This window comes from Pseudoxanthomonas sp. (genome assembly GCF_002863005.1).
GTDB lineage: Bacteria > Pseudomonadota > Gammaproteobacteria > Xanthomonadales > Xanthomonadaceae > Pseudoxanthomonas_A.
In genome coordinates this window covers 80305-102517 of sequence record NZ_PKDG01000021.1, presented here as the reverse complement: position 1 = coordinate 102517, position 22213 = coordinate 80305, and the positions used below count along the sequence as shown (strand labels likewise).

The following is a 22213-nucleotide window of genomic DNA, read 5'->3' as shown; positions in this document are numbered from 1 at the left end:
ACCCCGTGCGTGTCGCCTCCATCTCCAAGCTGGTGACCACGATCGGCGTGATGCGGCTGGTAGAGGCCGGCAAGCTCGATCTCGATGCCGACGTCTCGACCTACCTGGGCTGGACGCTGCGCCACCCGCGCTTCCCCGCCACGCCGATCACGCTGCGCCTGCTGCTGTCGCACCGCTCCAGCCTGACCGATGCCGCCGGCTACTACGCCACACCGCTGGGGCAACCGCTGAAGGACATCCTCGACGACCCCAAGGCCTGGGACGACGCACACGCACCCGGCACGCACTTCCGCTATACCAACCTCAATTTCCCGCTGGTGGCGATGGCGATGGAGAACGTCACCGGCGAGCGCTTCGACCGGCTGATGCAGCGGCTGGTGCTGGAACCGCTGAAGCTGGATGCCTGCTTCAACTGGGAGAGCTGCGATGCCGCGACGGCGACGCGCGCCGTGGTGCTGTATCGCGACCGCACACCGGTGCGCGACGAGAACCGCACGGGCAAGCCGGCCTGCGCCGTGGTCGTCGAGGACGGCGCCGATTGCGACCTCGCCCGCTGGAAGGCCGGCGAGAACGGTGCGCTGTTCTCGCCGCAGGGCGGCCTGCGCATTTCGGCGAATGGACTGGCGAAGATCGGCCGCCTGTTGCTCGACGGTGGAGAAGTCGATGGCATACGCCTGCTGTCATCCGCCAGCGTCGACACGATGGTCGCTCCGCAATGGACGTTCGACGGCGGCAATGGCGTGACGCATGAAGAAGACACCGGCGGAGGGCAGAACAAGGCCTTCTTCTGCCGGTACGGCCTCGCCGTGCAGACCCTGGCGACGCCGGTGCAAGGCTGCGGCGATGATCCGTTCGGCGACCGCGTCGCGCGCGTCGGTCATTCCGGCGATGCCTATGGCCTGCGCTCGGGCTTGTGGCTCGACCATCAGGCGGGCACCGGTGTGGTCTATTTTGCCACGGACGTGGGTGCGTCGCCGGCTGGCGCACACTCTGCCTTCACGTCGATCGAGGAAGCGCTCGCACGTGGAGTGCCCACACCGCCGACACGCGTCGTTGAACCGTTGAACGCCACGCAGTGAAGGCTGCGTGAAATCACCTGCATCGCATCGGATGTCGACGCGGCGTGAACAAAAGCGCACTTACGTTGCGTGCGTCGCAACGCATCCAGTGGGGGCCCGCCTGCGTAGTGCAGGCATCCGACACGCAAGGTGTCGGCCTTTCCCCTGGAGGAGTTCCCCGATGAAGAAGTCGCTTTCCGTACTGGCCGTGTCGCTCGTGCTCTCCGCGCCCGCTTATGCCGCTGGTCCCGAACAGGGCAAGTGGTCGATGTCCGTTTTCGGTGGCATCGATACGCCCATCAGCGGCGACGTGCACGACGGCGCCATCGCGCCCGTTCCGGATCTGGGCCCGCTGAACCCCGCCCTCGCCGGCGTCAGCGCGGAACTGCGCATCCAGCCGCGTTCCCATGAGGAGATCTACGACAACGCGATGGGCTATGGCCTGGAATTCTCCTACGGCCTGAACCAGAACGCGGAGGTCTTCGGGCAGGTCCGTCGCGTCGAGACCGATCCGGGTACGGTGCAGGTCGGCGGTGCGTTCGTGCCGGCCCTGAACACCACACTGCCCGTCTACGGCACCTTCAGCGACTACAAGGCCCTGACCCTCGAAGCCGGTTACCGCCACTACTTCATGGAACCGGGTTACACCCGTCCCTTCATCGCCGGCCGTCTCGGCGCTACCCAGACCGACGACATCAGCGCCACGTTCGAGATTCCCGATGCGGGCATCACCATCGCCAATGCCCCCTTCACCGAGAAGAAGTGGGCCGCCAGCGCAGGCGTCGACGTGGGCGTGCTGATTCCGGTCAGCGAGAAGTTCAGCATCACCGCACAGGCGGGCGTGCGCTATGTCGCCGACCTCGAAGGCGACGACAGCGCCATCGGCGGGCTCGGCCTTGGCTCCATCAACGACACGGGCAAGCGCGTCTCCGTGCCGGTCTCCCTCGCCGCCCGCATCGACTTCTGATCGCGGCGCGCTGCGGACGGACCGCCTCTCCCCCGGCCGTCCGCAGCGCGATTCCGTCTCGCTCCGCCTCCCGCCTCAAGATCTCCCCGTACGGGCCGATAGTGCCTACATGTCGCCCCGCGCCGAACACGACGCGGGGCCTCCACGATCCAACAGGGGGATCCATCACCATGGCGTCACGTCCTACCGTCTTGCTTTGCGACGATTCGCGCGCACTGCGCATGCTGGCTGCCCGCCAGCTGGAAGACTGCGGCTTCGAAGTGGTCGGCGAAGCCGGCAACGGCCACGAAGCCGTCAGCCAGTACCAGGCTCTCAGACCCGATGTCGTCCTGCTGGACCTGGTGATGCCGGAATGCGATGGCAAACAGGCGCTCGGCAGGATACTGTCGCTCGACGCGCAGGCCCGCGTGGTGATCCTGAGTTCGCTCGGCGGACAGGGTGATATCGAGGAGTGCCTGAAGTTGGGCGCCAAGTCGTACCTGCAGAAGCCCATCGATCCGGAAGTGATGGATCGCGTGTTGCACGAAGCGGTCGCCTGACCGCCGCGCACGTCCTCCTTCAACTTCCGTACGAGACCAGACCATGGCAGCTAAATTCCTCGGCCAGTTCCTGCTGGAACGCGGCGCGATCACCTCGGCGCAATTGCTGGCCGCGCTGGACGCGCAGCGCGCCTCCAATCCCCTGCTCGGCGAGCTCGCCGTGCATCACCAGATGCTGGACGCGGCCCAGGCACGCCGCATCAACGACCGCCAGCGGGCCGAGGATCGCCGGTTCGGCGACATCGCGCTGGAAATGGGCCTGCTGGATGCGGGCCAGCTCGACGTGCTGCTGGCGGCGCAGAAGAAGGGCCGCAAGCTGTTCGGTCAGATCCTGGTAGAACAGGGCGCCCTGACCGCCGAACAGCTGGAAGCCGAACTGGTCGCGCACCGCCGCGATCTGGACGAAGCCAACCATGCGCTGGCCCTCGGCATCGCCGGGCATGCGCTCGCCGACGCCGCCACCAGCGCGATCCGCGTCAGCAACCGCCTGTTTCCGCGCCTGATGGGCAGCCAGTGCCAAGCCTCCGGGATCGCAGACGACAGCGCGCTCGAGGCCTGCGACGTGACCGCGCACGTGCGGATCGAAGCCGGCGCGGAATCCCTGCTGGTGGGCGTCGGCTGCTCCCGCGCCACGATGCAGGCGATGGCGTGCTCGCTGCTGTCGATCCCGCCCGCGCAGTGCGACGACGAACTGGCCGTGGATGCGCTGGGCGAACTGGTCAACGTGCTGATGGGCTACGTGGTGCGCGACACGCTGTCCGACGACGCCAGCTACCGCGCCCATCCACCGAGCACCGCGCTCACCGCCGCCGACCTGGCCTCCCGCCACAGCACACTGGCGCTGTCGATGGCCTCGCAGCGCGGCGACTTCGTCCTGATCGTCGGCTGACGCCCGGCGTTACGCCCGCGTCAACCGCCACGCGCGGTGGATGCGGGCGTTGCGTTCGAAGTCCGGCGGGATCGTGCTGGCGCTGATGTCCTCGCAGCGCGCGAATTCCGCCACCGCGTTCTCGTCCAGCTTGAACCGGCGGAAGTTGTTGCTGAAGTACAGCACCCCGCCCGGCGCCAGCCGTGCAACCGCGGCGCGCAACAGCCGCACGTGCTCCTTCTGCACGTCGAAGTCGTCGGCGCGCGCGGAGTTGGAGAACGTCGGCGGATCGCAGAAGACCAGGTCGTACTCGGCCTGCTCGGCCTCCAGCCAGCGCACGGCGTCGGCCTGCACGAGGCGATGCTTCGCGCCGCCCAGGCCGTTCTCGGCGAGGTTGTCCGCACACCACTGCAGGTAGGTCGCCGACAGGTCCACGCTGGTCGTGCTCGACGCACCCGCGACCGCAGCCTGCACGCTGGCCACGCCGGTGTAGCAGAACAGATTGAGGAACCGCTTGCCGCGCGCTTCCTGCGCCATCCGTCGCCGCAGCGGCCGATGATCGAGGAAGAGGCCGGTGTCGAGGTAGTCGAACAGGTTGGCCCGCAGCAACGCGCCCGACTCGCGCACGACGATGAATTCGTCGCGCTGCTGCATGCGTCCGTACTTCGACCCACCCTTGCCGCGCTCGCGCGCCTTCACCGCGATCTGTTCCTGCGGCACGCCGAAGACCTCGCGGGTGGCGGCCAGCAGTTCGCTGAAACGGCGACGCACATCGTGCTCGGGAATGGCGGCCGGCGCGGCGTATTCCTGCACGTGCAGGAACGTGCGAGCCTGTCCGCCCTCTTCCACGTAGACGTCGATGGCCGCCGCGTATTCGGGCAGGTCCGCATCGTAGGCGCGGTAGCAGGTGATGCCCTCGCGCGTGCGCCAGGCCTTGGACTTCTTGAGGTTCTTGCGCAGGCGGTTGGCGACCATCTGCGCACCGTCCGACAGCGGCCTGGCCTCGCGCGGTTCGCGGGCGGGCGTGGCGACCGGATCGCAGACGATCAGCGCGCACTCGATGGCGCCGTTGAACAGTTGATACTTCTTGGCCGCGCGCAAACCGGTGGCGTAACCGAGATCGGCGTTGCCGCACAGCAGGCTGGCGCGCCATTGCGGCACGGCACGCTGCAGCGCATCGCCGAGCGCGCGGTACAGGTCGGCATCGGCGGCGAGCCGTTCGTCGTAGGGGGGATTGCAGACGACAAGCCCACGTGGCTCCTCGCGCGCGGACAACTGGGCGACATCGCGTGTCTCGAACTGCAACTGGCCCGCCAGACCGGCGAGCACCGCGTTGTCACGCGCGGCGCGGATCGCGCCCAGGTCGACGTCGCTGCCGAAGAACACCGGCTTCAGCGCCTTGCGGCCTTCCGTTTCGCGCTGCACGGCGTCGGCGAACAGCGTGCGCCACGTATCCACGTTGAAGCCGAGCCAGCGCGTGGGCAGCGCCGGGCCGTGGCGCTGCAGGCCGGGCGCGACATCGGCCGCCATCAGCGCGCCTTCGATCAGCAGCGTGCCGCTGCCGCACATCGGGTCGAGCAGCGCGCCGCCCTCGTGGTACAGCGCCGGCCAGCCACCGCGCATCAGCACGGCCGCTGCGAGGTTCTCCTTCAACGGCGCCTCGTTCTGCGCCTGGCGCCAGCCGCGGCGATGCATCGGGCCGCCGCCCAGGTCGATCGATATCGTCGCGCGGTTCCTGCGCAGCGAAAGGTTGATGCGCAGGTCCGGCTGTTCCACATCTACCGACGGCCGCTCCAGGCCCTGCTGGCGCAGGCGGTCGACCACGGCATCCTTCACGCGCTGCGCGGCATAGCGCGCATGGGTGATCGCCTCGCCGGACACGTGCGCATCCACCGCCAGCGTCAGTTCGGGGCGCGTGTGCGTTTCCCACGCGATCGCCATCACGCCGTCGTACAGCGCCTGTTCGTTCAGGCATTCGAACTCATCGATCGGCCACAGCACGCGACTGGCCAGCCGCGACCACAGCACGGCACGCTGCGCGTCCACGGGCTCGCCGTCGGCATTCACGCCAGCGATGGTGGCGGTGGCCTGGCGCACGCCGAGCGCTAGCAGTTCGTCGGCGAGCAGATATTCCAGGCCCTTGGCGCAGGAGACGAAGAACTTCAAAGGAAACCTCGATACGTCAGAGAGCGGCGAGCAATTGCCCGAATGCATCCGCCGAAGCGGCGACATGGTCGGACAGGCGATGCCCGTCGTTGACCAGCAGCAGGCGCGCGCGGCGCGCATGCGCCCAGTCGGTCACGGCCTGCGCGGGGATCAGCTCGTCATCCCAGCCATGGATGACCGAGACAGGCACCGGTGCGGCGTCCAGTTGCGGCAATGGCCCCATGGTGATCGGCGGCGCCATCAGGAAAAGGCCTCGCACCGGCACCTCCAGCGAGATGCGGCCGGCGATGTAGGCGCCCAGGCTGGAACCGGCCAGCACCACCGGCCCACGCGACGCGGCGGCGTGCGCGAGGGAGCGCAGGCGTTCCAGCCGCGCGACCACGTCGCCGAGCGAACTGACATCGCGGCGTGCGTCGAGGTCGGTGTAGTCGGGGCGTTCGTGGGTCCAGCCCAGGCGTTCGGCCATGTCGGCGAGCGCGGTGACCTTGGTGGCGTCCGGACCGCTTTCGAACCCGTGCGACAGGATGCAGTGGCCGCGCATCAGAGCGCTTCCACTGGATCGCCGATGCGGAACGAACCACCTTCGACGATCCGCGCGCACAGGCCGCCATGGCCACGCATCGCGTTGTAGCCGCCGGGGCCCAGCGCGTCTTCCATCCGCGAGCACGGGTCGCAATCCTCGGTCCCTTCGAAGATCGCCGTGCCGATGCGGAACCGGCGCTGTTTCAGTGCGACCAGCGGAATGCCGGACACCACCACGTTCCGCCGCAGCAGCGACGGCTGCAAGTCCGCTCGCTGTGCCAGCGCCGCGATCACCGGCAGGTGCTCGGCCTGGATCAGGGTGATGCCGCGCTTGCCGCTGCCGCCCTTGTAGCGGTCGCCGACCAGGCCACCGCCGGTGACGGCTTCGACGGCGTCGGTGGCGACCATCACCTCGTCGCGGGCCGGGCGCAGGCCGATCCAGTCCACCTTGCCGGCGCGCGGCAGGGTGGCCATGAGCTTGGCCAACGGGGATTCGGGATTGAGCGGCATGGGAAACCCGCGACGGGAAAGGCCGCCAGTTTACCGGAGCGGCCCGTGTCCAGCCCGTTCCCCGCCTTGCCTGCTAGCATCCCAGCATGCGCACGGACCTGCCCTTCACCCCCGTCATCGACCTGTTGCCCTACGAAGCCAAGCTGGACATCCGGCCGCTGGAACAGATCGACCTGGTCGTCATCCACTGCACCGAGCTGCCGGACATGGCGATGGCGCGCGAGTACGGCGAGCGCATCCTGCATGCCTCCGGCACCGGCAACAGCGGCCACTACTACATCGATCGCGACGGCACCGTGCACGTCTACGTGCGCCCGCAACACGTCGCCCACCACGTGCGTGGCTACAACCCGCGTTCGATCGGGATCGAGCTGGTGAACACCGGCCGTTACCCCGATTGGCTCGCCGTGGGCCGCCAGTCGATGGAAGAGCCTTACGCCGAGGCGCAGATCGAGGCCCTGTCGGCGCTGCTGGCGCACCTGCGGCAGGCGCTGCCCGCGCTGCGCTACATCGCCGGCCACGAGGACCTCGACACCACGCGCGAGCCCGCCAGCGACGATCCGGGCGTCCTGGTGCCGCGGAAGATGGACCCGGGCCCGCTGTTCCCGTGGGACGCGGTGCTGCGCACGACCCCGCTGGAGCGGCTGCTGCCCTGACGGGCCGCGCACGGACGGCCGGTATAATCGCCGTTCGCCAAGACTCCAGGCCCTGCCGTGCCCGCACCTGAACCCGTCGTCTCCGAGCTGATCGAACTGCTGTCGCTGGAGCGGCTGGAAGACAACCTGTTCCGCGGCCAGAGCCGCGATATCGGCACCAAGTACGTGTTCGGCGGCCAAGTGCTCGGCCAGGCGCTGTCGGCTGCACAGGCCACGGTGGGTGGTGGCGAGGAAGAGCGCCGCGCGCATTCGCTGCACGCCTACTTCCTTCGTGCAGGCAACATCGAAGCGCCGATCGTCTACGAAGTGGACCGCACGCGCGACGGCGGCAGCTTCTCGGTGCGCCGCGTCACGGCGATCCAGCACGGCCGCGTGATCTTCTTCTGCGCGGCGTCGTTCCAGGCCGAGGAAGAAGGCGCCGAGCACCAGCTGTCGATGCCTGAAGTGCCGCGGCCGGAAGACATTCCGCCCGCGCCGCCGGTGCCTGCGGAGGTCATGGCCACGCTGCCGCCGAAGGTGCAGCGCTGGCTGTCGCGACGCGGCCCGTTCGAATTCCGCCACGTGTACCCACGCGACGAGTTGAATCCGCCCAAGCGGCCGCCGTTCCAGCAGGTGTGGTTTCGGTTGAGCGAGCCGGTCGGCGATTCGCCCGAACTGCACCGCGCCCTGCTCGCCTATGCCTCGGATTTCCAGTTGCTCGGCACGGCCACCTACCCGCACGGCATCAGCTACTACCAGCCGAACGTGCAGATGGCGTCGCTGGACCACGCGCTTTGGTTCCACCGCCCGTTCCGTGCCGACGACTGGCTGCTCTATTCGATCGACAGCCCCAGCGCGAGCGGCTCGCGCGGACTGGCGCGCGGGCAGATCTTCGATCGCCAGGGCCGCCTGGTCGCCAGCACCGCGCAGGAAGGCCTGATCCGCGTGGTGCCGGACGCCGAAGCGGCCTCGGCTGTCCCGGCGAAGGACTGAGGGCATACCCATGCGGCAAGTCTTTTCCAGCCAGCGCATCGAAACCGTCGAAGGCGTGGCCAAGCTCTTGAGCGATGCGGGCGTTCCGGTCTTCATCAGCAACGGCCGCTCGTACCACAGCAAGCGCGGCGGGCAGTTCAGCTACACCGAACCGGTGAAGGCGCAGCTGCAGCCCGCCGTGTGGGTGCGCCACGCCGAAGACCAGCCGCGCGCGCGCGAACTGCTGCGCGAGGCCGGCCTGATGGAAACCACGCGCCCTGGCTATGCGACCACGCTGACGTTCCGCAGCGACCAGGAACCCGCGGCCACGCCGCAGCGCTCCTGGGCCTGGCGCATCCGCCTGATCCTGCTGGCCCTGATTGCCCTGGCCGCCGTCGTCATGTGGATGCGGCGCCCGGCGCCGCCGCCCGCAGCGCCCGTCCCGGTCCCGCAGGAACAACCCGCGACGCCTGCCCCCGCGGACGAGGCGCCCGAGGAAGACCGCATCCGCATCCAGCCCGCCACCGGCGGCTGACCGCAGACGGTCACATCCGTCTTCCCGGCCCGTCAGGGTCATCAGCCCACCCGATGATCCTGACGCCATGAATACCCTCGCCCTGGACCTGATGCTGCAGGCCGAACTGCCCGCCGCCGCGCGCGGCAGCCAGGAGGCCTACGGCCGCATCGTCCACGCCTGCCAGAACACCGTCACCGCGATCGCGCTGGCGATCACCCGCGACGTGCAGGCCAGCGAGGATATTGCGCAGGAAGCGTTCCTGAAGGCCTGGCAGCAGCTCGACCGGTTGAAGAACAGCGCCAGCTTCCTGCCCTGGCTGCGCCAGATCACCCGCAACCTCGCCCGCGACTGGCTGCGCGCACAGCATGGCCGTCCCATGTCGGGCGAAGTGGCCGAGATCGCCATCGGCATGGCCGCCGACCCGGACCCCACTCCCGCCGAGCGCCTGCTGCAGACGGAAGAGGAAATCGTCGCCACCGACATCATCTCCTCGCTCCCGGAGGACAGCCGCGAGGCGCTGCTGCTGTTCTACCGCGAGGGGCAGAGTTCGCAGCAGGTCGCGGAACTGCTGGGCCTGAGCGATGCGGCCGTGCGCAAGCGCCTGTCGCGGGCACGCGCGCTCGTACGCGACGAGTTGCTGCAACGCTTCGGCGAGTTCGCCCGCTCCACGGCACCCGGCGCGGCCTTCACCATGATCGTGCTGGGCGGGCTGGTCGGCGCGATGCCCGCCGCGAGCGCGGCGACGGTCATCGGTTCCGGCGTGCTCGGAGGCGGCTTGGCGGGCAAGCTCGGGACCAGCGGGCTGACGACGGGCGGAGTGACCGGCGGCGTCGCCGGTGGCTCGCTGGGCGTGATCGTCGAGCAGATCACCCAGCATCCTGCGGCACTCGCCGGCGCGATGGGCGGCATGGTCGGCGGCCTGATCGGCTATGCCTTCACCTGGTGGTACCTCGCGCGGTTCTGCCAGACGGCGCAGGAACGGCTGCAGGTACGCCGCTTCATGGTGCTCAATACCACGTCCGGCTCGGCCTGGCTGTTCTGCCTGATGGTGGCGACGGTGCTGGCGACCGGCTGGGTGGCGATCGCGCTGGTCATGCTGGCCGGCATGTGCGTGATCAACTACCAGTACCTGGTCACGCTGCCCCGGATCATGGACCCGATCCTGTCGCACCCCGCGAATGCCTCGCGCCGGCGGGGCTACGACTACGTGATCGGCCGGAAAGCAGTGGCGCTCACCAGCGTGCTGGCCGTCGCTGCGGTGCTCTACGCCCTGGATGCCAGCGGTCGGCTGACGCTCTAGCGCCAAGCGCGCGTGGTTGGATCACACTTCCTGTCGCCGGTCGTCGTGCCTGCACTACCCGGCCACATGGAACCCCGATGGATGCCCTGACGATAGAACTCTCCCTGCGGGAAACCCTGCCCGCAGCCGCGCGCGGAGACCAGGCCGCCTACGGCCGCGTGGTCGCGCTGTGCCAGAACGCGGTGACCGGCATCGCCCTGGCGATCACCCGCGACGTACAGGCCAGCGAGGACATCGCGCAGGAGGCCTTCCTGAAAGGCTGGCGCCAGCTGGCGACCCTGAAGAACCCCGACAGTTTCCTGCCCTGGCTGCGCGAGATCACCCGCAACCTGGCCCGTGACCACCTGCGCGCGCAGCGACGCCGCCCGATGACCGGCGAAACCGCCGAGATTGCACTGACGCTGGCCGCCGACACCGCGCCCACGCCGGCCGAGACGCTGCTGCAGACCGAGCAGGAACAGGCCGCGCGCGAGGTCATCGCCGCCCTGCCCGAGGACAGTCGCGAAGTGCTGCTGCTCTACTACCGCGAAGGGCAGCGCTCGCACCACGTCGCGTCCTTGCTGGGCATCACCGACGCCGCCGCGCGCAAGCGCCTGTCGCGTGCACGCCAGTACGTGCGCGAAGAACTGATCACGCGCTTCGGCGAATTCGCGCGTACGTCGGCGCCATCGGCCGCGTTCGCCAGCGGAGTGCTCGGCATGCTCGCGATCTCGGCGCCGCCGTCGGCAGGCGCGGTCGTGCTGGGCACCGGCGGCGCGGTCGCCGGCAAGGGCCTGCTCAAGTTGCTGGGAGGTGGATTGGGCGCGACTGCGTTCGGCACCCTGGTGGGCATCGGTGCGGTGTGGTTCGGTATCCGCAAGTACCTGCGGGATCCGCTCGACGCACGCGAGCGCGATGATCTCCTGCGCTATGGCGCCGTCAACACCGTCGCGATCCTGGTGTTCGTCATCGGCATCACGGCCCTGGCCCGGGTGCCCGGCTGGATGCCGCACATGGCGCTGACGCTGGCGTACATGGCCGTGATCGGGTGGACCTCGGGCCGCTGGTTCCCCCGCATCCTGCAGCGCCGCCACGCGCGGGACCTGTTGCTCGATCCCGAAGGCGAACGTCGCCGCATGCAGCGCCAGCGTACTTGGCGCGTATGGGGCTGCGTGCTGGGCTTCACGCTGGCGACGGCCGGCCTGCTCGCCGGGCTGCTGATGTCGGGCCGCCTGCAGCTTTGAGGCCGCACGTGCACCCGGGCAACCGGGTGCACGTGACCGTCCTCAGCGACGGACGGGCTTGCCCGCCGCCAGTTCGTCCTTCGACAGGACACCATCCTTGTTGGTGTCGAGCGCATCGAAGCGTCCGGCCAGGCGGCTGTCCTTCACTTCGTCACGCGACAGGCGGCCGTCCTTGTTCGCATCCGACGCCGCGAAGCGTTCGTCCATGCGCGCCTGCAGGCGCTGCTGGAACTCGGCACGGCGCGCGACATCGGCCTGGTCGATCTCCGCACGGGTCAGCTTGCCATCCTTGTCCGCATCAGCCTTGGCGAACCACGCGTCGCGACGCTGCTTGCCGCGCAGTTCGCGATCGGTGCGGTCGATCACGCCGTCCTTGTTGGCATCCATGGTGTCGAAGCGTTCGGCAAAGCGCGGCTGCGCCGCGGCCTCGGCCTTGCTGATGCGGCCATCGCCATCGGTATCGAGCTTGCCGAAGCCCGCGCCGTGGCGCGGGCCACCGTGGCGCCCGTGACCCCGCATGCCCTTGTGCTGCGGGCGCTCGTCGGCACTGAGCATGCCGTCGCCGTTCTTGTCCAGCTCGGCGAAGCGGTCGGCCAGGCGCGGGCGGGCGGCCGCTTCGGCCTTGTCGATGGCGCCGTCGTTGTTCTTGTCGAGGCTGGCCCGCGCCGGCTTCTGTGCGTCTCCGGCCTGCGTGGCGGCCAGTGCGGAACCGGCACCGAGGGCGGCCAGCACGGCCACGAAAAGCAGGGTCTTGCGGTTCATCGTGTTCTCCTGAAGGCGCGGCGCCGTGTGCGCCACTGACACGGGAAACGTCCCCAGGCGGGGTCGGTTGACGCGCTGACGGACGCGTTCAGGCAGCGGATGGTCGCGATCCACGCGACGCGATGTGCGCAGTATGCTGGCCCCATGTCCCTGACCTTCGCGCGCGCGCTGTCGATCTTCGGCCACCCCATGCTGGTGCTGCCGGTGGCGGTGCTGCTGATCGTGCTGGCACGGGGCGACGCACGCACCGCCGTGGCATCGGGGATGGCGTTCGCCACGTTCGCCGCGCTGGTGATGGGTTATTCGTGGTGGCAGGTGCGGCGTGGCCGCTGGAGTCACGTGGACGCCAGTGCGACGCATGAACGTAGGGCGCTGAATCGCTTCCTGCTGGTCGCCCTGACCGCAGGCGCCTTGCTGGTCGCGTGGCGTGGCGGGCAGCCGTTGCTGGCGCTGGGCCTGGCGCTGTCCGCTGCGATGATCCTCACCGCGATGCTGACGGCACGCTGGTGCAAGCTGTCGCTGCATCTGGCCTTCATCGTGTTCGCTGCGTGCCTGCTGCGTGAACTGGGCACCGCCTGGATGTTCGTCGCGCTGTCGTTCGCCGCGGCCGTGGCGTGGTCGCGGCTTGCACTTGAGCGGCATACGCGCCGCGACCTGGTCGCAGGCGCCGTCACCGGCGCAGCGGCAGGCCTGGCGTTCTGGCCGCTGGCATCACGCTGGACGGGCTGACATGGGCGAGAACACGCAATCGATCGGCGACCTGCGCCTGTTCCATACCGGCGAACATCCATGCGGCTACTGGCCCGAGCGCGTCGCCCGCGACCTGGTCCTTGACCCGCGCGACCCCCGCCTGCCGCAGTTGTATCCGGATGCGCTGGGTTGGGGCTTCCGCCGTTCCGGCGACATCGTGTATCGCCCGCATTGCCGGCAATGCCGCGCCTGTGTCGCCGTCCGCATCCCGGTCGCCGACTTCCGGCCCGATCGCAGCCAGCGCCGCTGCGCATCGCGCAATGCCCGCGTGGAAACACGGATCGTCGCCGCCCTGCGCGACGACGAACACCTCGCGCTCTATCAGCGCTATCTCGCCGTGCGCCACCCGCTTGGCGGCATGGACGACCATGGCGCCACGGAGTTCGACCAGTTCCTGGTGGGCAGCTGGTCGCGCGGGCGCTTCGTGGAGCTGCGCGAGGATGGCCACCTGCTGGCGGTCGCGGTCACCGACGTCATTCCAGGCGCACTCTCCGCCGTCTACACCTTCTACGATCCGGCACTGGAAGCCCGCAGCCTGGGAACCCTGGCGATCCTGCGTCAGATCGAATGGGCGCGACGCGACGGGTACGCGCACCTCTATCTTGGCTACTGGATCGATGGCCATCGGAAGATGGACTACAAACGACGCTTTGCACCGCTCGAGCGCTTCGATGGACGTCACTGGGTGCGCGCGGATCTGTGAGTCGACGCACGATCGCACGCGATGAAACGTTGCAGGTAAATGTGAATAGCAACTTCGTGACCGGGTAATCAGAATGTGCCGGCCGACGCGCATGCGGATCGGCGCCGGACCACGCACATCCACTCACACGATCGGAGCTTTCATGAAGTTCAACCTGCTCGCCCTTGCGGCATTGACCACGCTGGCCCTCTCGGCCTGCAAACCGGCCGACGAAGCCACTCCGGTCGCCGACGCGCCCGCCGTCGAAGCGCCGGCCGTCGCCGACGCCCCCACCGATGCAACCGCAACCGCGACGCCGGCCGACACGGTCGACGCCGGCACCGGCGTCGCCGAATGCGACCAGTACCTCGAAAAGGTCTACGCCTGCATCAGCGACAAGGTGCCGGAAGCGCAGCGCGAGATGATGAAGCAGGGCATCGAGCAGTCGAAGGCCGGCTGGTCCGCCGTCACCGACAAGACGGCGCTGGCTGCCCAGTGCAAGACCGCGATGGACCAGGCCAAGACCGCCTACGCGGCGATGGGCTGCTCGTTCTGACGCTGCGGCGGGCCGACCTCCTCGCCGACCCGTGGCGCCCCGGTTTCCGGGGCGCTTTTTTTACGCCTGTCATGCCGGCATGACAGAATCTCCGGATGCGCACTCTCCTACTGCTGCTCACGATGACGCTTGCCGCGTGCCATTCCCCCACCAAGCCGGCCGAACCCTCCAGCCGGCAGGCGGTGCCACTGCGCGTGGCGACCTACAACACATCGCTGTTTTCGGACGATGCCGGTGGCGTGATCCGGCAACTGGAGGGCGACAGCGCGCATGCGCGCAAGATCGCCGCCGTCCTGCAGCACGTGCGGCCGGACCTGGTACTGCTGAACGAATTCGACTACGACGATGCGCATCGTGCCGCGGACCTGTTCCAGCAGCGCTATCTCGAGATCGCCCAGCCAGGGGGCGGTGAACCGCTGCGGTATCCGTATCGCTATCTCGCGCCGGTGAATACCGGCGTTCCCAGCGGGCTGGACCTGGATCGCAACGGTGCGGTCGGCACGCAGGGTCGCGAACGCGGCAACGATGCGTGGGGTTACGGCCTGCACCCCGGCCAGTACGGCATGCTGGTGCTGTCGCGTTTCCCGATCGATGCCACGCAGGTGCGCACCTTCCAGTTGCTGCGCTGGAGCACGCTGCCGGGTGCGGCCAGTCCCGTCGACCCTGCCACGCGCGCGCCGTTCTATTCGGATGCCATCTGGAAGCAACTTCGCCTGTCGTCCAAATCGCACTGGGATGTGCCGGTATCCACCCCGGGTGGCGTGGTGCATTTCCTGGTCTCCCATCCCACGCCGCCGGTGTTCGACGGACCGGAGAATCGGAATGGCATGCGCAACGCCGATGAAATCCGGTTGTGGCGCGAATACCTCACGCAGCACGATGCGCATTGGCTCTGCGACGACCAGGGCCGCTGCGGTGGCCTGGCATCCGATGCGCGTTTCGTCATCGCGGGCGATCTCAACAACGATCCTGCGGACGGCGACGGCCAGCACGACGCGATCATCGAACTGCTCGAACACTCGCGCGTGATGCGCATGGCCACGCCACGCAGCGAAGGCGGCGAACAGACCGCACTCGCCTACGCCGCCAAGGGCCTGCAGCGCCGCGGCGCACCCGCGCACGTGACCGGGGATTTCGGACGCCGCAACGGCGCCTTGCGACTGGACTATGTGCTGCCGTCCACGGGCTTCGGCGTGGTGGGCAGTGGCGTGTTCTGGCCGAAACCGGGCCAGCCCGGCGCTGCCATCGCCGATGGCAGCGACCATCACCTGGTGTGGGTGGACCTTACGCTGTAGGCGCGGATGGCGGCACCACGGCCGCGGCGCGCGGGCCGAAACCGAACAACGATTCGTTCTGTGCGGAGACGATCATCCGGATCATGCTGCCGGGCACCATCAGCTCCACCTGCATCTCGTGGCCTTCGGCATCCTTGCCGACCAGCGTCATCTCGGTGAAGGCGCCGCCGGTATCGATCTCCTTGCAGAACAGATGCGGACCCTCCGCATGGGCGGTGAGATAAGGCTTGATGGCCTCGCCCAGGGCTTCCAGCGCCTGAGGGAAGAAGAAGACGGCGTAGCCGGTGTTTCCGTTCAAGGTGTTTTCCTCAGGCCAGGTCAATGGTGATGGCAGCGGCGGCATCGCGCGCGACCGCGCGCGCGGTGTCCGTGTCGTCGCCACGCGCGAGCGTCACGCCGACACGGCGATGGCCTTCCACGCGCGGTTTGCCGAACAGGCGCAGAGCGGTGTCGGGCACGGCCAGCGCGTCCTCCACGTTGCCGAATACCGGCACGCCGTGGCCGTGCGCCAGCATCGCGCACGATGCGGACGGGCCGCTCTGGCGGATCACCGGGATCGGCAGGCCGAGGATGGCGCGCGCGTGCAGCGCGAATTCGGACAGTTCCTGCGACACCAGCGTCACCAGGCCGGTGTCGTGCGGGCGCGGCGAGACTTCGCTGAACCACACCTCGTCACCTTTCACGAAAAGCTCCACGCCGAACAGGCCCCAGCCCCCGAGATCGTCGGTTACCGCCCTGGCGATCCGCTGTGCGCGCTCCAGCGCACGTGGCGACATCGGCTGTGGCTGCCAGCTCTCGCGGTAGTCGCCATCCTTCTGCCAGTGGCCGATCGGTTCGCAGTACGAGGTACCGCCTGCATGGCGCACGGTCAGCAAGGTGATTTCGTACTCGAAGTCGATGAAGCCTTCGACAATGCAGCGGCCCGCGCCCGCGCGCCCGCCGGTTTGCGCATAGTCCCACGCAGTGTCGATGTCGGCTTCGCTGCGCAACGTGCTCTGGCCCTTTCCTGAGGAAGACATCACCGGCTTCACCACGCACGGCAGGCCGATCTCGCGCACGGCCTGGCGGTATTCGTCCTGCGTATCGACGAAGCGGTATGGCGATGTCGGCAGGCCCAGGGTTTCGGCGGCGAGCCGGCGGATGCCTTCGCGGTCCATCGTCAGCCGTGCCGCGCGTGCCGTCGGAATGACACGGGCGGCGCCTTCGGCTTCCAGCGCCACCAGCGTTTCGGTATGGATCGCCTCGATTTCCGGCACCACCAGGTGCGGCTGCTCCCGTGCGATCAGCGCGCGGATCGCGGCCGGATCGAGCATGTCGAGCACGTGCGCGCGGTGCGCGACCTGCATCGCCGGCGCATCCGCGTAACGGTCGGCCGCGATCACTTCCACGCCCAGCCGCTGCAACTCGAGGGCCACCTCCTTGCCCAGTTCGCCCGAACCCAGCAGCAGGACACGGGTGGCATGGGGAGACAGCGGCGTTCCTAGGGTGGTCATGCGTGTGCGTCCGCGACAGGGGCCGCCAGTTTAGCGGGGCGGCCGACAGACGGCGCCGTCGACCTGTTGACATCTGATATCAAATTGATATCTTTTAATCGTCGCAGGCTACTCAGGGGAAACGCCATGCTCCACGTGATCCAGCAGCTCCAGCGCCGCTGGCCGCAGCAGGCGCACCGGATCGTCCCCGCCCTGCTGCTTGCCTCCGTTGCCCTGCTCGCGCTCGGCAGCGGCCTGTCATTGCTGTGACCCTTCCTTGAGAACGAGACCATGAGAGAGAACGCCAAGTCGTCGCTGCCCGGAATCCCGACCCTGCTCGGCCTGCTGGTGCTGGGTCTCGGTGCCGCCGCCGTCTTCATCCAGGGGGCGGCGCTGAAGCAGCCCAGTCACCTGGTCGCCGCCGCGCTGCTGGGTGCCGTGGTCATCTTCCTGATGGCGGGCCTCTACAAGCTGGAACCCAACCAGTCGGCCGTGCTCAGCCTGTTCGGCAAGTACGTGGGCACGGTGAAGGACAACGGCCTGCGCTGGAACAACCCCTTCTTCAGCAAGCGCAAGATCTCGCTGCGCATCCGCAACTTCGAGAGCAGCCGGCTGAAGGTCAACGAGCTGGACGGCAGCCCGATCGAGATCGCGGCGGTAATCGTGTGGCAGGTCGTCGACTCGGCCGAGGCCGTGTTCAACGTGGACGATTACGAAAGCTTCGTGCACATCCAGTCCGAATCGGCACTGCGCGCGATGGCCTCCAGCTACCCCTACGACCAGCACGAGGAAGGCCAGATCGCGCTCCGCAGCCATCCGCAGGAGATCTCTCAGCATCTGCAGGAGCAGATCGCCGAGCGCCTCGGCAAGGCGGGCGTGGACGTGATCGAAGCGCGCATCAGCCACCTGGCGTATGCCCCCGAAATCGCGCAGGCCATGCTGCAGCGCCAGCAGGCCAATGCCGTGATCGCCGCGCGCACGCGCATCGTCGCCGGTGCCGTGGGCATGGTGGAAATGGCCCTGGCGGAACTGCAGAAGAACGATGTCGTCAAACTGGACGAAGAGCGCAAGGCGCAGATGGTCAGCAACCTGCTGGTGGTGCTGTGCGGCGAGCGTGGCACCCAGCCCATCGTCAACACCGGTTCGATCTACTGACGCGGGCGCGCCGGCATGCACGCCTTCGTTCCGCTGGTGCTCGCCGTTTCCGGCCTGCCCGCACTGCTCATCGGCGCATGGATGAGCCGGGCCGTCGACGACCGGTCGCGCGGCATGGCGCTGCACTGGGTGCTGGTGGGGCTGGTCATCCAGGCCGGCGCCGTCGGCATCTACTGGGCCGGTGGGGACGACAGGCTGGCGCAGGGCATCGTGATCGCGATGGTGGTGCTGGTGAACGCGCTGATCGTGTCGATGGTGCTGCAGCTGCGCCGCAACAGGAAGCAACCGTGAGCGAGAAGCAGGACAAGAAAGCCTACCCGCTGCGCATCAATGCCGAGGTCCTGGCGGCGGCACAGCGCTGGGCGGACGATGAACTGCGATCGCTCAACGCCCAGATCGAATACGTATTGCGCGACGCACTGCGCAAGGCCGGGCGCCTGCAAAAGGGCGACGCCCCGACAAACAAGAAGGACTCGCCATGAATCATCGCTGGAGCCACAAGGTCGTCGAAGTTCCGTTCAAGATGTTCGCCGGCAAGCTTACCGACCGCATGCAGCAGGAACTGGACAAGATGAGCGTGCAGGGCTGGGAACTGGTCAGCACGCTCTTCATCGAGCACGAAATCTCGGTCCGCCTGTTTTTCAAGAAGCCGGCCTGAGGCCCGCCCGGTGGCCGGCCTCGCGAGACGCATCAAGCGCATCTGGGTCACGTTGGGGCTCATCGCGACCGTAGTCTTCACCACGTGGTGCCTGATCGCCTACTACGCCAATGCGGAAGGCCGTCGCGCGGCACGCGGGGATGCACGCGTCGCGGTCGAGCACCGTGAGGGGCGCTGGGTGTTCATGCCACGGCAGCCGCCGCTGCACGCCACGGGGCTGCTGTTCTATGCGGGCGCACTGGTGGACCCGCGCGCGTATGCCAGGCTCGCCCATCGCACCGCGGAGGCCGGTTACCCGGCGGTGATCGCCGAGCTTCCGCGACGCGGCGCGTTCGGCGGCGCGGAGGGCTCGCCGGTGCTCGCGCGCGGCCAGGCTGCGATGGCCGCATTGCCGGGCGTGCGTTGCTGGATCGTGGGCGGCCACTCGCGCGGCGGGGAAGTGGCATCCCGCCACGCACTCGCCGACCCTCTGGGCACGGCGGCCCTGCTGCTGGTCGCGACGTCGCATCCGCGCGACGTCGACCTGTCCATGTTGACCATGCCCGCCGTCAAAGTGGTCGGCGACCGCGACGGCCTGGCGACGCCCGACCGCGTAGCCCGCAACCGCCACCTGCTGCCTGCGCACACGCGATGGGTCGACATCCCCGGCGCCAATCATTCGCAGTTCGGCGACTACGGCTTCCAGCCCGGCGATCGTATCGCCCGCATTCCGCGCGACGCCCAGCAACAGCGGCTCGCCGGAGAAGTGAACGGCCTGCTCAAGGCCGTCGCCGCCCGGACCTCCTGCCAGTCCGTCCCTCCTTGACCCGGTGATGCCATGCAACAGAAGCACGACTACGAGATCGCTCCCCTGCCCGGCCACGTCGCCCTGTGGCTGTGGCTGCCGATGCTGGGCGCCCTCGGCCTGACCGTCGCCGCCCTGCTGCTGGAATCCCCTGCGCCGCCGCTTGTCGCATGGCTGACGGTGCCGTTCGTGCTGGCGGTAGGCGCCATGCTCGCGCTTGCGATGCGTCGCAGGCGGATCGTGCTCGACCACCGCACGCTGCGGGTGGAGGCCACGTTCTACACGAAGACGCTACCGGTCGAATCCATCGACCTGGACAGGGCGCGCGTGCTGAGCCTGGAGGAACACACGGATCTGGCCCCGATGCTGAAGACCAACGGCTTCAGCCTGCCGGGCCTCAAGGCCGGCCACTTCCGCCTGCGCAACCTCGGCAAGGCGTTCTGCCTGGTGACCGATCGCACGCGCGTGCTCACCCTGCCCTTGCGCGATGGCGGTCTGGTGCTCGTGAGCCCCGCACGCCCCGGCGACCTGCTGGCGACGCTGCGCGAACTGGCGGCGCCTTCGCCGCGTCGCTAAGCTGCGGCCATGCGACGCCCCACGCGCCCCCTGAAAACGCTGCTGCTCAATACGGCGCAGATCGAACTTTGGCCTGCAGATGTGCTGCACGTGCGCGGCAACGCCGACGCGCGCTCGCTCGCGGGCGCACATACCGTATTGCGCCGGAAGCGGGATGGCCGCTACCTGGCGGCTGTATCGACACGGGCAGTGCGCCCGCTCGTTCCGCGCCTGTTCCGCGAGCCCGGCCTCGACGAGGCGTGGGATGCCCTCGACCGGCTCGAGCAGGCTACGCGCGGCATCGATGCGGACGCACAAGGCTCGCTGCCCCTGCATGCGTTGCAGCAACGGCTGCACGACGTGGGGCTGGACGACTCCTACGGCGAGCGCAGCGGCCTGCCGTTGGTCCCCGAACCGGCCGCGCTGGTGTTCGCCGGGCGCGACCGTTATCGCCGCCCCCTGTGGCTGTCGGCAGCCACGGCGCGCGCCTGGCTGGCCATGCAGCGCGCCGCCTACCATGACGGCCTGATGCTGGACGCGATCTCCGGTTACCGCAGCCACGACTACCAACTCGGCATCTTCGACCGGAAGCGGGCGCGCGGACTGACCGTCGAGCAGATCCTCACCGTCAATGCCGCGCCCGGCTACAGCGAACACCACAGTGGCCACGCACTCGACATCGGCACGCCCGGCGAACCCCCGGCCGAGTCGTCCTTCGAACGGACCGCGGCCTTCGCTTGGCTCACCCGGCATGCGGGCGATTTCGGCTTCGGCATGAGTTACCCGCGCGACAATCCGCACGGCATCGTGTACGAGCCGTGGCATTGGTGTCACCGGCCAGGGTGCTGAGCGGCATGCGTCGCCGCGACGCGTTGGGCTGTGCACTGGCCGCGGGTACGGTCGGCTGCCTGCCCGGCTGCGGCGGACCGGCCGAATCCGCGGAGTCGGCCAGCGATATCGCTGCGCTGGACACCACGCGCATCGCCGGCGTGGTGCGGCCGACGACGACCGCCGGCGTTGCGGCGGCCTTGCGTGCTTGGCGCGGCACGGTCTGCATCGCTGGCGCGCGCTTCAGCATGGGCGGCCAGACACGCGAACCCGATGCGCTGCAGGTCGACCTGGCCGGCATGGATCGCCTGCTGGCGCTGGACCCGGAAGCGCGCGTCGCGCGCGTGCAGGCCGGCATGCGCTGGCGTCGCCTGCAGGCGCTGCTCGACCCGCACGACCTGTCCGTGAAAGTCATGCAGAGCTACAGCAATTTCAGCGTGGGCGGCTCGGTCTCGGTGAACTGCCATGGACGATACATCGGCGAAAGCGCCATCGCCACCACGGTGCGTGCGCTGCAACTCGTCACCGCGGAGGGACGCACGCGCGAACTGTCCCGCGAACGCGAGCCCGACCTGTTCTCCGCCGTGCTGGGAGGCTACGGCGGCCTCGGCGTGATCACCGAAGTGGAGTTGGACCTGGCGCGCAACACCCGCATCGCACGCAGCGTCGCCGCAGTGCCGCTGGACGACTATCCGGACTGGTTCCGGGCGAACGTGCTGGGCCAGGACGATGTCGTCATGCACAACGCCGATCTGGTGCCCCCCGGCTTCGATGCACCGTTGGCCATCACCTGGTCGCGCAGCGATCTGCCGTTGACCGACACGCGCCGCCTGGTGCCCGAGGGACTGGATTACAGCCGCGAGCAGAACCTGATCTGGTCGGCCACCGAACTGCCCGGCGGGGACGCGCTGCGCGAACGCTTCATGACGCGCCGCCTGCAGAGCGAACCTCGGGTGATCATGCGCAACTGCGAGGCCAGCCTGGATGTCGCCTCGATCGAACCGCGCACGCGTCGCGTCTCCACCTACCTGCTGCAGGAGTATTTCGTCCCTGTGCAGGCATTCCACGCGTTCGTTGCGCGCATGCGCGCCATCCTCGGGGGCGCGGACGCGGAGGTCCTCAACATCTCGATCCGCCACGCGACGACGGATGCCACCTCGCTGATGCGCTGGGCGGACCGCGACATGTTCTGTTTCGTGCTGTACCACAAGCAGCGCTCGTGGCAGGACGCGCGCGCCATCGGCTGGACGCGGGCGCTGATCGACGCCGCGCTGGACCATGGCGGCCGCTATTACCTGCCCTACCGCCTGCACGCCACCCGCCGTCAGTTCGCGCGGGCGTATCCGCAGGCGGGCCGCTTCGCCGCGATCAAGCACCAGGTCGATCCGGGCAACCGGTTCCGCAATCTGCTCTGGGACCGCTATCTGCCCGGGCCGTGA

The 22213-nt window shown here is 68.6% G+C and carries 27 protein-coding genes and 2 pseudogenes; 22 read left to right on the top strand and 7 right to left on the bottom strand.

Annotated elements, in window-relative coordinates:
- From CYU89_RS10965 to CYU89_RS10950, 4 genes are all read left to right on the top strand, one after another.
- Window positions 1–1079: serine hydrolase (locus CYU89_RS10965; RefSeq protein WP_296280948.1), on the top strand; the 1079-nt coding region annotated here is incomplete at its 5' end.
- A gap of 160 nt (window positions 1080–1239) precedes the next feature.
- Window positions 1240–2025 carry a hypothetical protein gene (locus CYU89_RS10960; RefSeq protein WP_296280947.1) on the top strand — a complete coding sequence of 262 codons (786 nt, stop codon included), beginning with the start codon at window positions 1240–1242 and terminating at the stop codon, window positions 2023–2025.
- Window positions 2026–2195: 170 nt separating this feature from the next.
- Entirely contained in the window at window positions 2196–2564 is a 369-nt protein-coding gene (locus tag CYU89_RS10955; RefSeq protein WP_296280945.1) for a response regulator, read from the top strand.
- A 43-nt stretch (window positions 2565–2607) separates the two neighbouring features.
- Complete coding sequence (locus CYU89_RS10950) at window positions 2608–3453, top strand: chemotaxis protein CheX (protein ID WP_296280943.1); 846 nt, start codon at window positions 2608–2610, stop codon at window positions 3451–3453.
- A 9-nt stretch (window positions 3454–3462) separates the two neighbouring features.
- On the opposite strand, the gene rlmKL is transcribed toward CYU89_RS10950, so the two are convergent.
- From rlmKL to CYU89_RS10935, 3 genes are read right to left on the bottom strand one after another with little or no spacing between them, the layout of a single operon-like run.
- Window positions 3463–5598 carry a bifunctional 23S rRNA (guanine(2069)-N(7))-methyltransferase RlmK/23S rRNA (guanine(2445)-N(2))-methyltransferase RlmL gene (gene rlmKL / locus CYU89_RS10945; RefSeq protein WP_296280941.1) on the bottom strand — a complete coding sequence of 712 codons (2136 nt, stop codon included), beginning with the start codon at window positions 5596–5598 and terminating at the stop codon, window positions 3463–3465.
- 16 nt (window positions 5599–5614) lie between these two features.
- On the bottom strand, window positions 5615–6142 hold the full coding sequence (locus tag CYU89_RS10940; RefSeq protein WP_296280960.1) for a YqiA/YcfP family alpha/beta fold hydrolase: 528 nt from the start codon (window positions 6140–6142) through the stop codon (window positions 5615–5617).
- On the bottom strand, window positions 6139–6630 hold the full coding sequence (locus tag CYU89_RS10935; RefSeq protein ID WP_296280940.1) for an MOSC domain-containing protein: 492 nt from the start codon (window positions 6628–6630) through the stop codon (window positions 6139–6141). The genes CYU89_RS10940 and CYU89_RS10935 overlap by 4 nt, the downstream gene beginning before the upstream one ends.
- Before the next feature lie 86 nt (window positions 6631–6716).
- On the opposite strand from CYU89_RS10935, the gene CYU89_RS10930 reads away from it, so the two are divergent.
- From CYU89_RS10930 to CYU89_RS10910, 5 genes are all read left to right on the top strand, one after another.
- Complete coding sequence (locus CYU89_RS10930; protein WP_296280937.1) at window positions 6717–7286, top strand: N-acetylmuramoyl-L-alanine amidase; 570 nt, start codon at window positions 6717–6719, stop codon at window positions 7284–7286.
- Between the two features lie 57 nt (window positions 7287–7343).
- Window positions 7344–8258, top strand: a complete 915-nt coding sequence (gene tesB, locus CYU89_RS10925; RefSeq protein ID WP_296280935.1) for an acyl-CoA thioesterase II — start codon at window positions 7344–7346, stop codon at window positions 8256–8258.
- A 10-nt stretch (window positions 8259–8268) separates the two neighbouring features.
- The gene (locus CYU89_RS10920) at window positions 8269–8772 is read left to right on the top strand and encodes a DUF2007 domain-containing protein (RefSeq protein WP_296280933.1); all 504 of its coding nucleotides are present in this window, start codon (window positions 8269–8271) and stop codon (window positions 8770–8772) included.
- 67 nt (window positions 8773–8839) lie between these two features.
- Window positions 8840–10054 carry a sigma-70 family RNA polymerase sigma factor gene (locus CYU89_RS10915; protein WP_296280932.1) on the top strand — a complete coding sequence of 405 codons (1215 nt, stop codon included), beginning with the start codon at window positions 8840–8842 and terminating at the stop codon, window positions 10052–10054.
- Window positions 10055–10131: 77 nt separating this feature from the next.
- Window positions 10132–11277: a sigma-70 family RNA polymerase sigma factor gene (locus CYU89_RS10910; RefSeq protein ID WP_296280930.1), complete on the top strand. Its 1146-nt coding sequence runs from the start codon at window positions 10132–10134 to the stop codon at window positions 11275–11277.
- Between the two features lie 42 nt (window positions 11278–11319).
- Here CYU89_RS10910 and CYU89_RS18660 read toward each other — a convergent pair.
- Window positions 11320–11397: pseudogene (locus CYU89_RS18660) on the bottom strand (hypothetical protein); the annotation flags it as partial.
- 132 nt (window positions 11398–11529) lie between these two features.
- Window positions 11530–12039 (bottom strand): annotated as a pseudogene (locus CYU89_RS10905) (calcium-binding protein); the annotation flags it as partial.
- Between the two features lie 144 nt (window positions 12040–12183).
- Between CYU89_RS10905 and CYU89_RS10900 the strand changes: the two are divergent.
- The 4 genes from CYU89_RS10900 (at window position 12184) to CYU89_RS10885 (ending at window position 15322) form a co-directional block, all read left to right on the top strand.
- Window positions 12184–12768 carry a hypothetical protein gene (locus CYU89_RS10900; protein WP_296280927.1) on the top strand — a complete coding sequence of 195 codons (585 nt, stop codon included), beginning with the start codon at window positions 12184–12186 and terminating at the stop codon, window positions 12766–12768.
- 1 nt (window position 12769) lies between these two features.
- On the top strand, window positions 12770–13492 hold the full coding sequence (locus CYU89_RS10895; RefSeq protein WP_296280925.1) for an arginyltransferase: 723 nt from the start codon (window positions 12770–12772) through the stop codon (window positions 13490–13492).
- Window positions 13493–13634: 142 nt separating this feature from the next.
- Window positions 13635–14027 carry a hypothetical protein gene (locus CYU89_RS10890; protein ID WP_296280923.1) on the top strand — a complete coding sequence of 131 codons (393 nt, stop codon included), beginning with the start codon at window positions 13635–13637 and terminating at the stop codon, window positions 14025–14027.
- 95 nt (window positions 14028–14122) lie between these two features.
- Window positions 14123–15322, top strand: a complete 1200-nt coding sequence (locus CYU89_RS10885) for an endonuclease/exonuclease/phosphatase family protein (RefSeq protein ID WP_296280922.1) — start codon at window positions 14123–14125, stop codon at window positions 15320–15322.
- Here CYU89_RS10885 and CYU89_RS10880 read toward each other — a convergent pair.
- Window positions 15312–15620: a hypothetical protein gene (locus CYU89_RS10880; RefSeq protein ID WP_296280921.1), complete on the bottom strand. Its 309-nt coding sequence runs from the start codon at window positions 15618–15620 to the stop codon at window positions 15312–15314. The two genes, CYU89_RS10885 and CYU89_RS10880, sit on opposite strands and share 11 nt — an antisense overlap.
- A gap of 10 nt (window positions 15621–15630) precedes the next feature.
- Window positions 15631–16815: a formate-dependent phosphoribosylglycinamide formyltransferase gene (gene purT / locus CYU89_RS10875; RefSeq protein WP_296280919.1), complete on the bottom strand. Its 1185-nt coding sequence runs from the start codon at window positions 16813–16815 to the stop codon at window positions 15631–15633.
- 126 nt (window positions 16816–16941) lie between these two features.
- Between purT and CYU89_RS10870 the strand changes: the two genes are divergently transcribed.
- The 9 genes from CYU89_RS10870 to CYU89_RS10830 are packed head-to-tail and all read left to right on the top strand — an operon-like array spanning window position 16942 to window position 22213.
- Window positions 16942–17064, top strand: a complete 123-nt coding sequence (locus CYU89_RS10870) for a hypothetical protein (RefSeq protein WP_296280918.1) — start codon at window positions 16942–16944, stop codon at window positions 17062–17064.
- 21 nt (window positions 17065–17085) lie between these two features.
- Window positions 17086–17949, top strand: a complete 864-nt coding sequence (locus CYU89_RS10865; RefSeq protein ID WP_296280917.1) for an SPFH domain-containing protein — start codon at window positions 17086–17088, stop codon at window positions 17947–17949.
- A gap of 15 nt (window positions 17950–17964) precedes the next feature.
- Complete coding sequence (locus CYU89_RS10860; RefSeq protein ID WP_296280915.1) at window positions 17965–18240, top strand: hypothetical protein; 276 nt, start codon at window positions 17965–17967, stop codon at window positions 18238–18240.
- The gene (locus CYU89_RS10855; protein ID WP_296280914.1) at window positions 18237–18431 is read left to right on the top strand and encodes an Arc family DNA binding domain-containing protein; all 195 of its coding nucleotides are present in this window, start codon (window positions 18237–18239) and stop codon (window positions 18429–18431) included. The genes CYU89_RS10860 and CYU89_RS10855 overlap by 4 nt, the downstream gene beginning before the upstream one ends.
- Window positions 18428–18607 carry a DUF4177 domain-containing protein gene (locus tag CYU89_RS10850; RefSeq protein ID WP_296280912.1) on the top strand — a complete coding sequence of 60 codons (180 nt, stop codon included), beginning with the start codon at window positions 18428–18430 and terminating at the stop codon, window positions 18605–18607. Before CYU89_RS10855 ends, CYU89_RS10850 begins: the two co-directional genes overlap by 4 nt.
- Before the next feature lie 10 nt (window positions 18608–18617).
- Entirely contained in the window at window positions 18618–19412 is a 795-nt protein-coding gene (locus tag CYU89_RS10845; protein ID WP_296280910.1) for an alpha/beta hydrolase, read from the top strand.
- A gap of 12 nt (window positions 19413–19424) precedes the next feature.
- Window positions 19425–19967: a PH domain-containing protein gene (locus CYU89_RS10840; protein WP_296280909.1), complete on the top strand. Its 543-nt coding sequence runs from the start codon at window positions 19425–19427 to the stop codon at window positions 19965–19967.
- 9 nt (window positions 19968–19976) lie between these two features.
- On the top strand, window positions 19977–20795 hold the full coding sequence (locus CYU89_RS10835) for a M15 family metallopeptidase (protein WP_296280908.1): 819 nt from the start codon (window positions 19977–19979) through the stop codon (window positions 20793–20795).
- 5 nt (window positions 20796–20800) lie between these two features.
- Window positions 20801–22213 carry an FAD-binding oxidoreductase gene (locus tag CYU89_RS10830; protein ID WP_296280907.1) on the top strand — a complete coding sequence of 471 codons (1413 nt, stop codon included), beginning with the start codon at window positions 20801–20803 and terminating at the stop codon, window positions 22211–22213.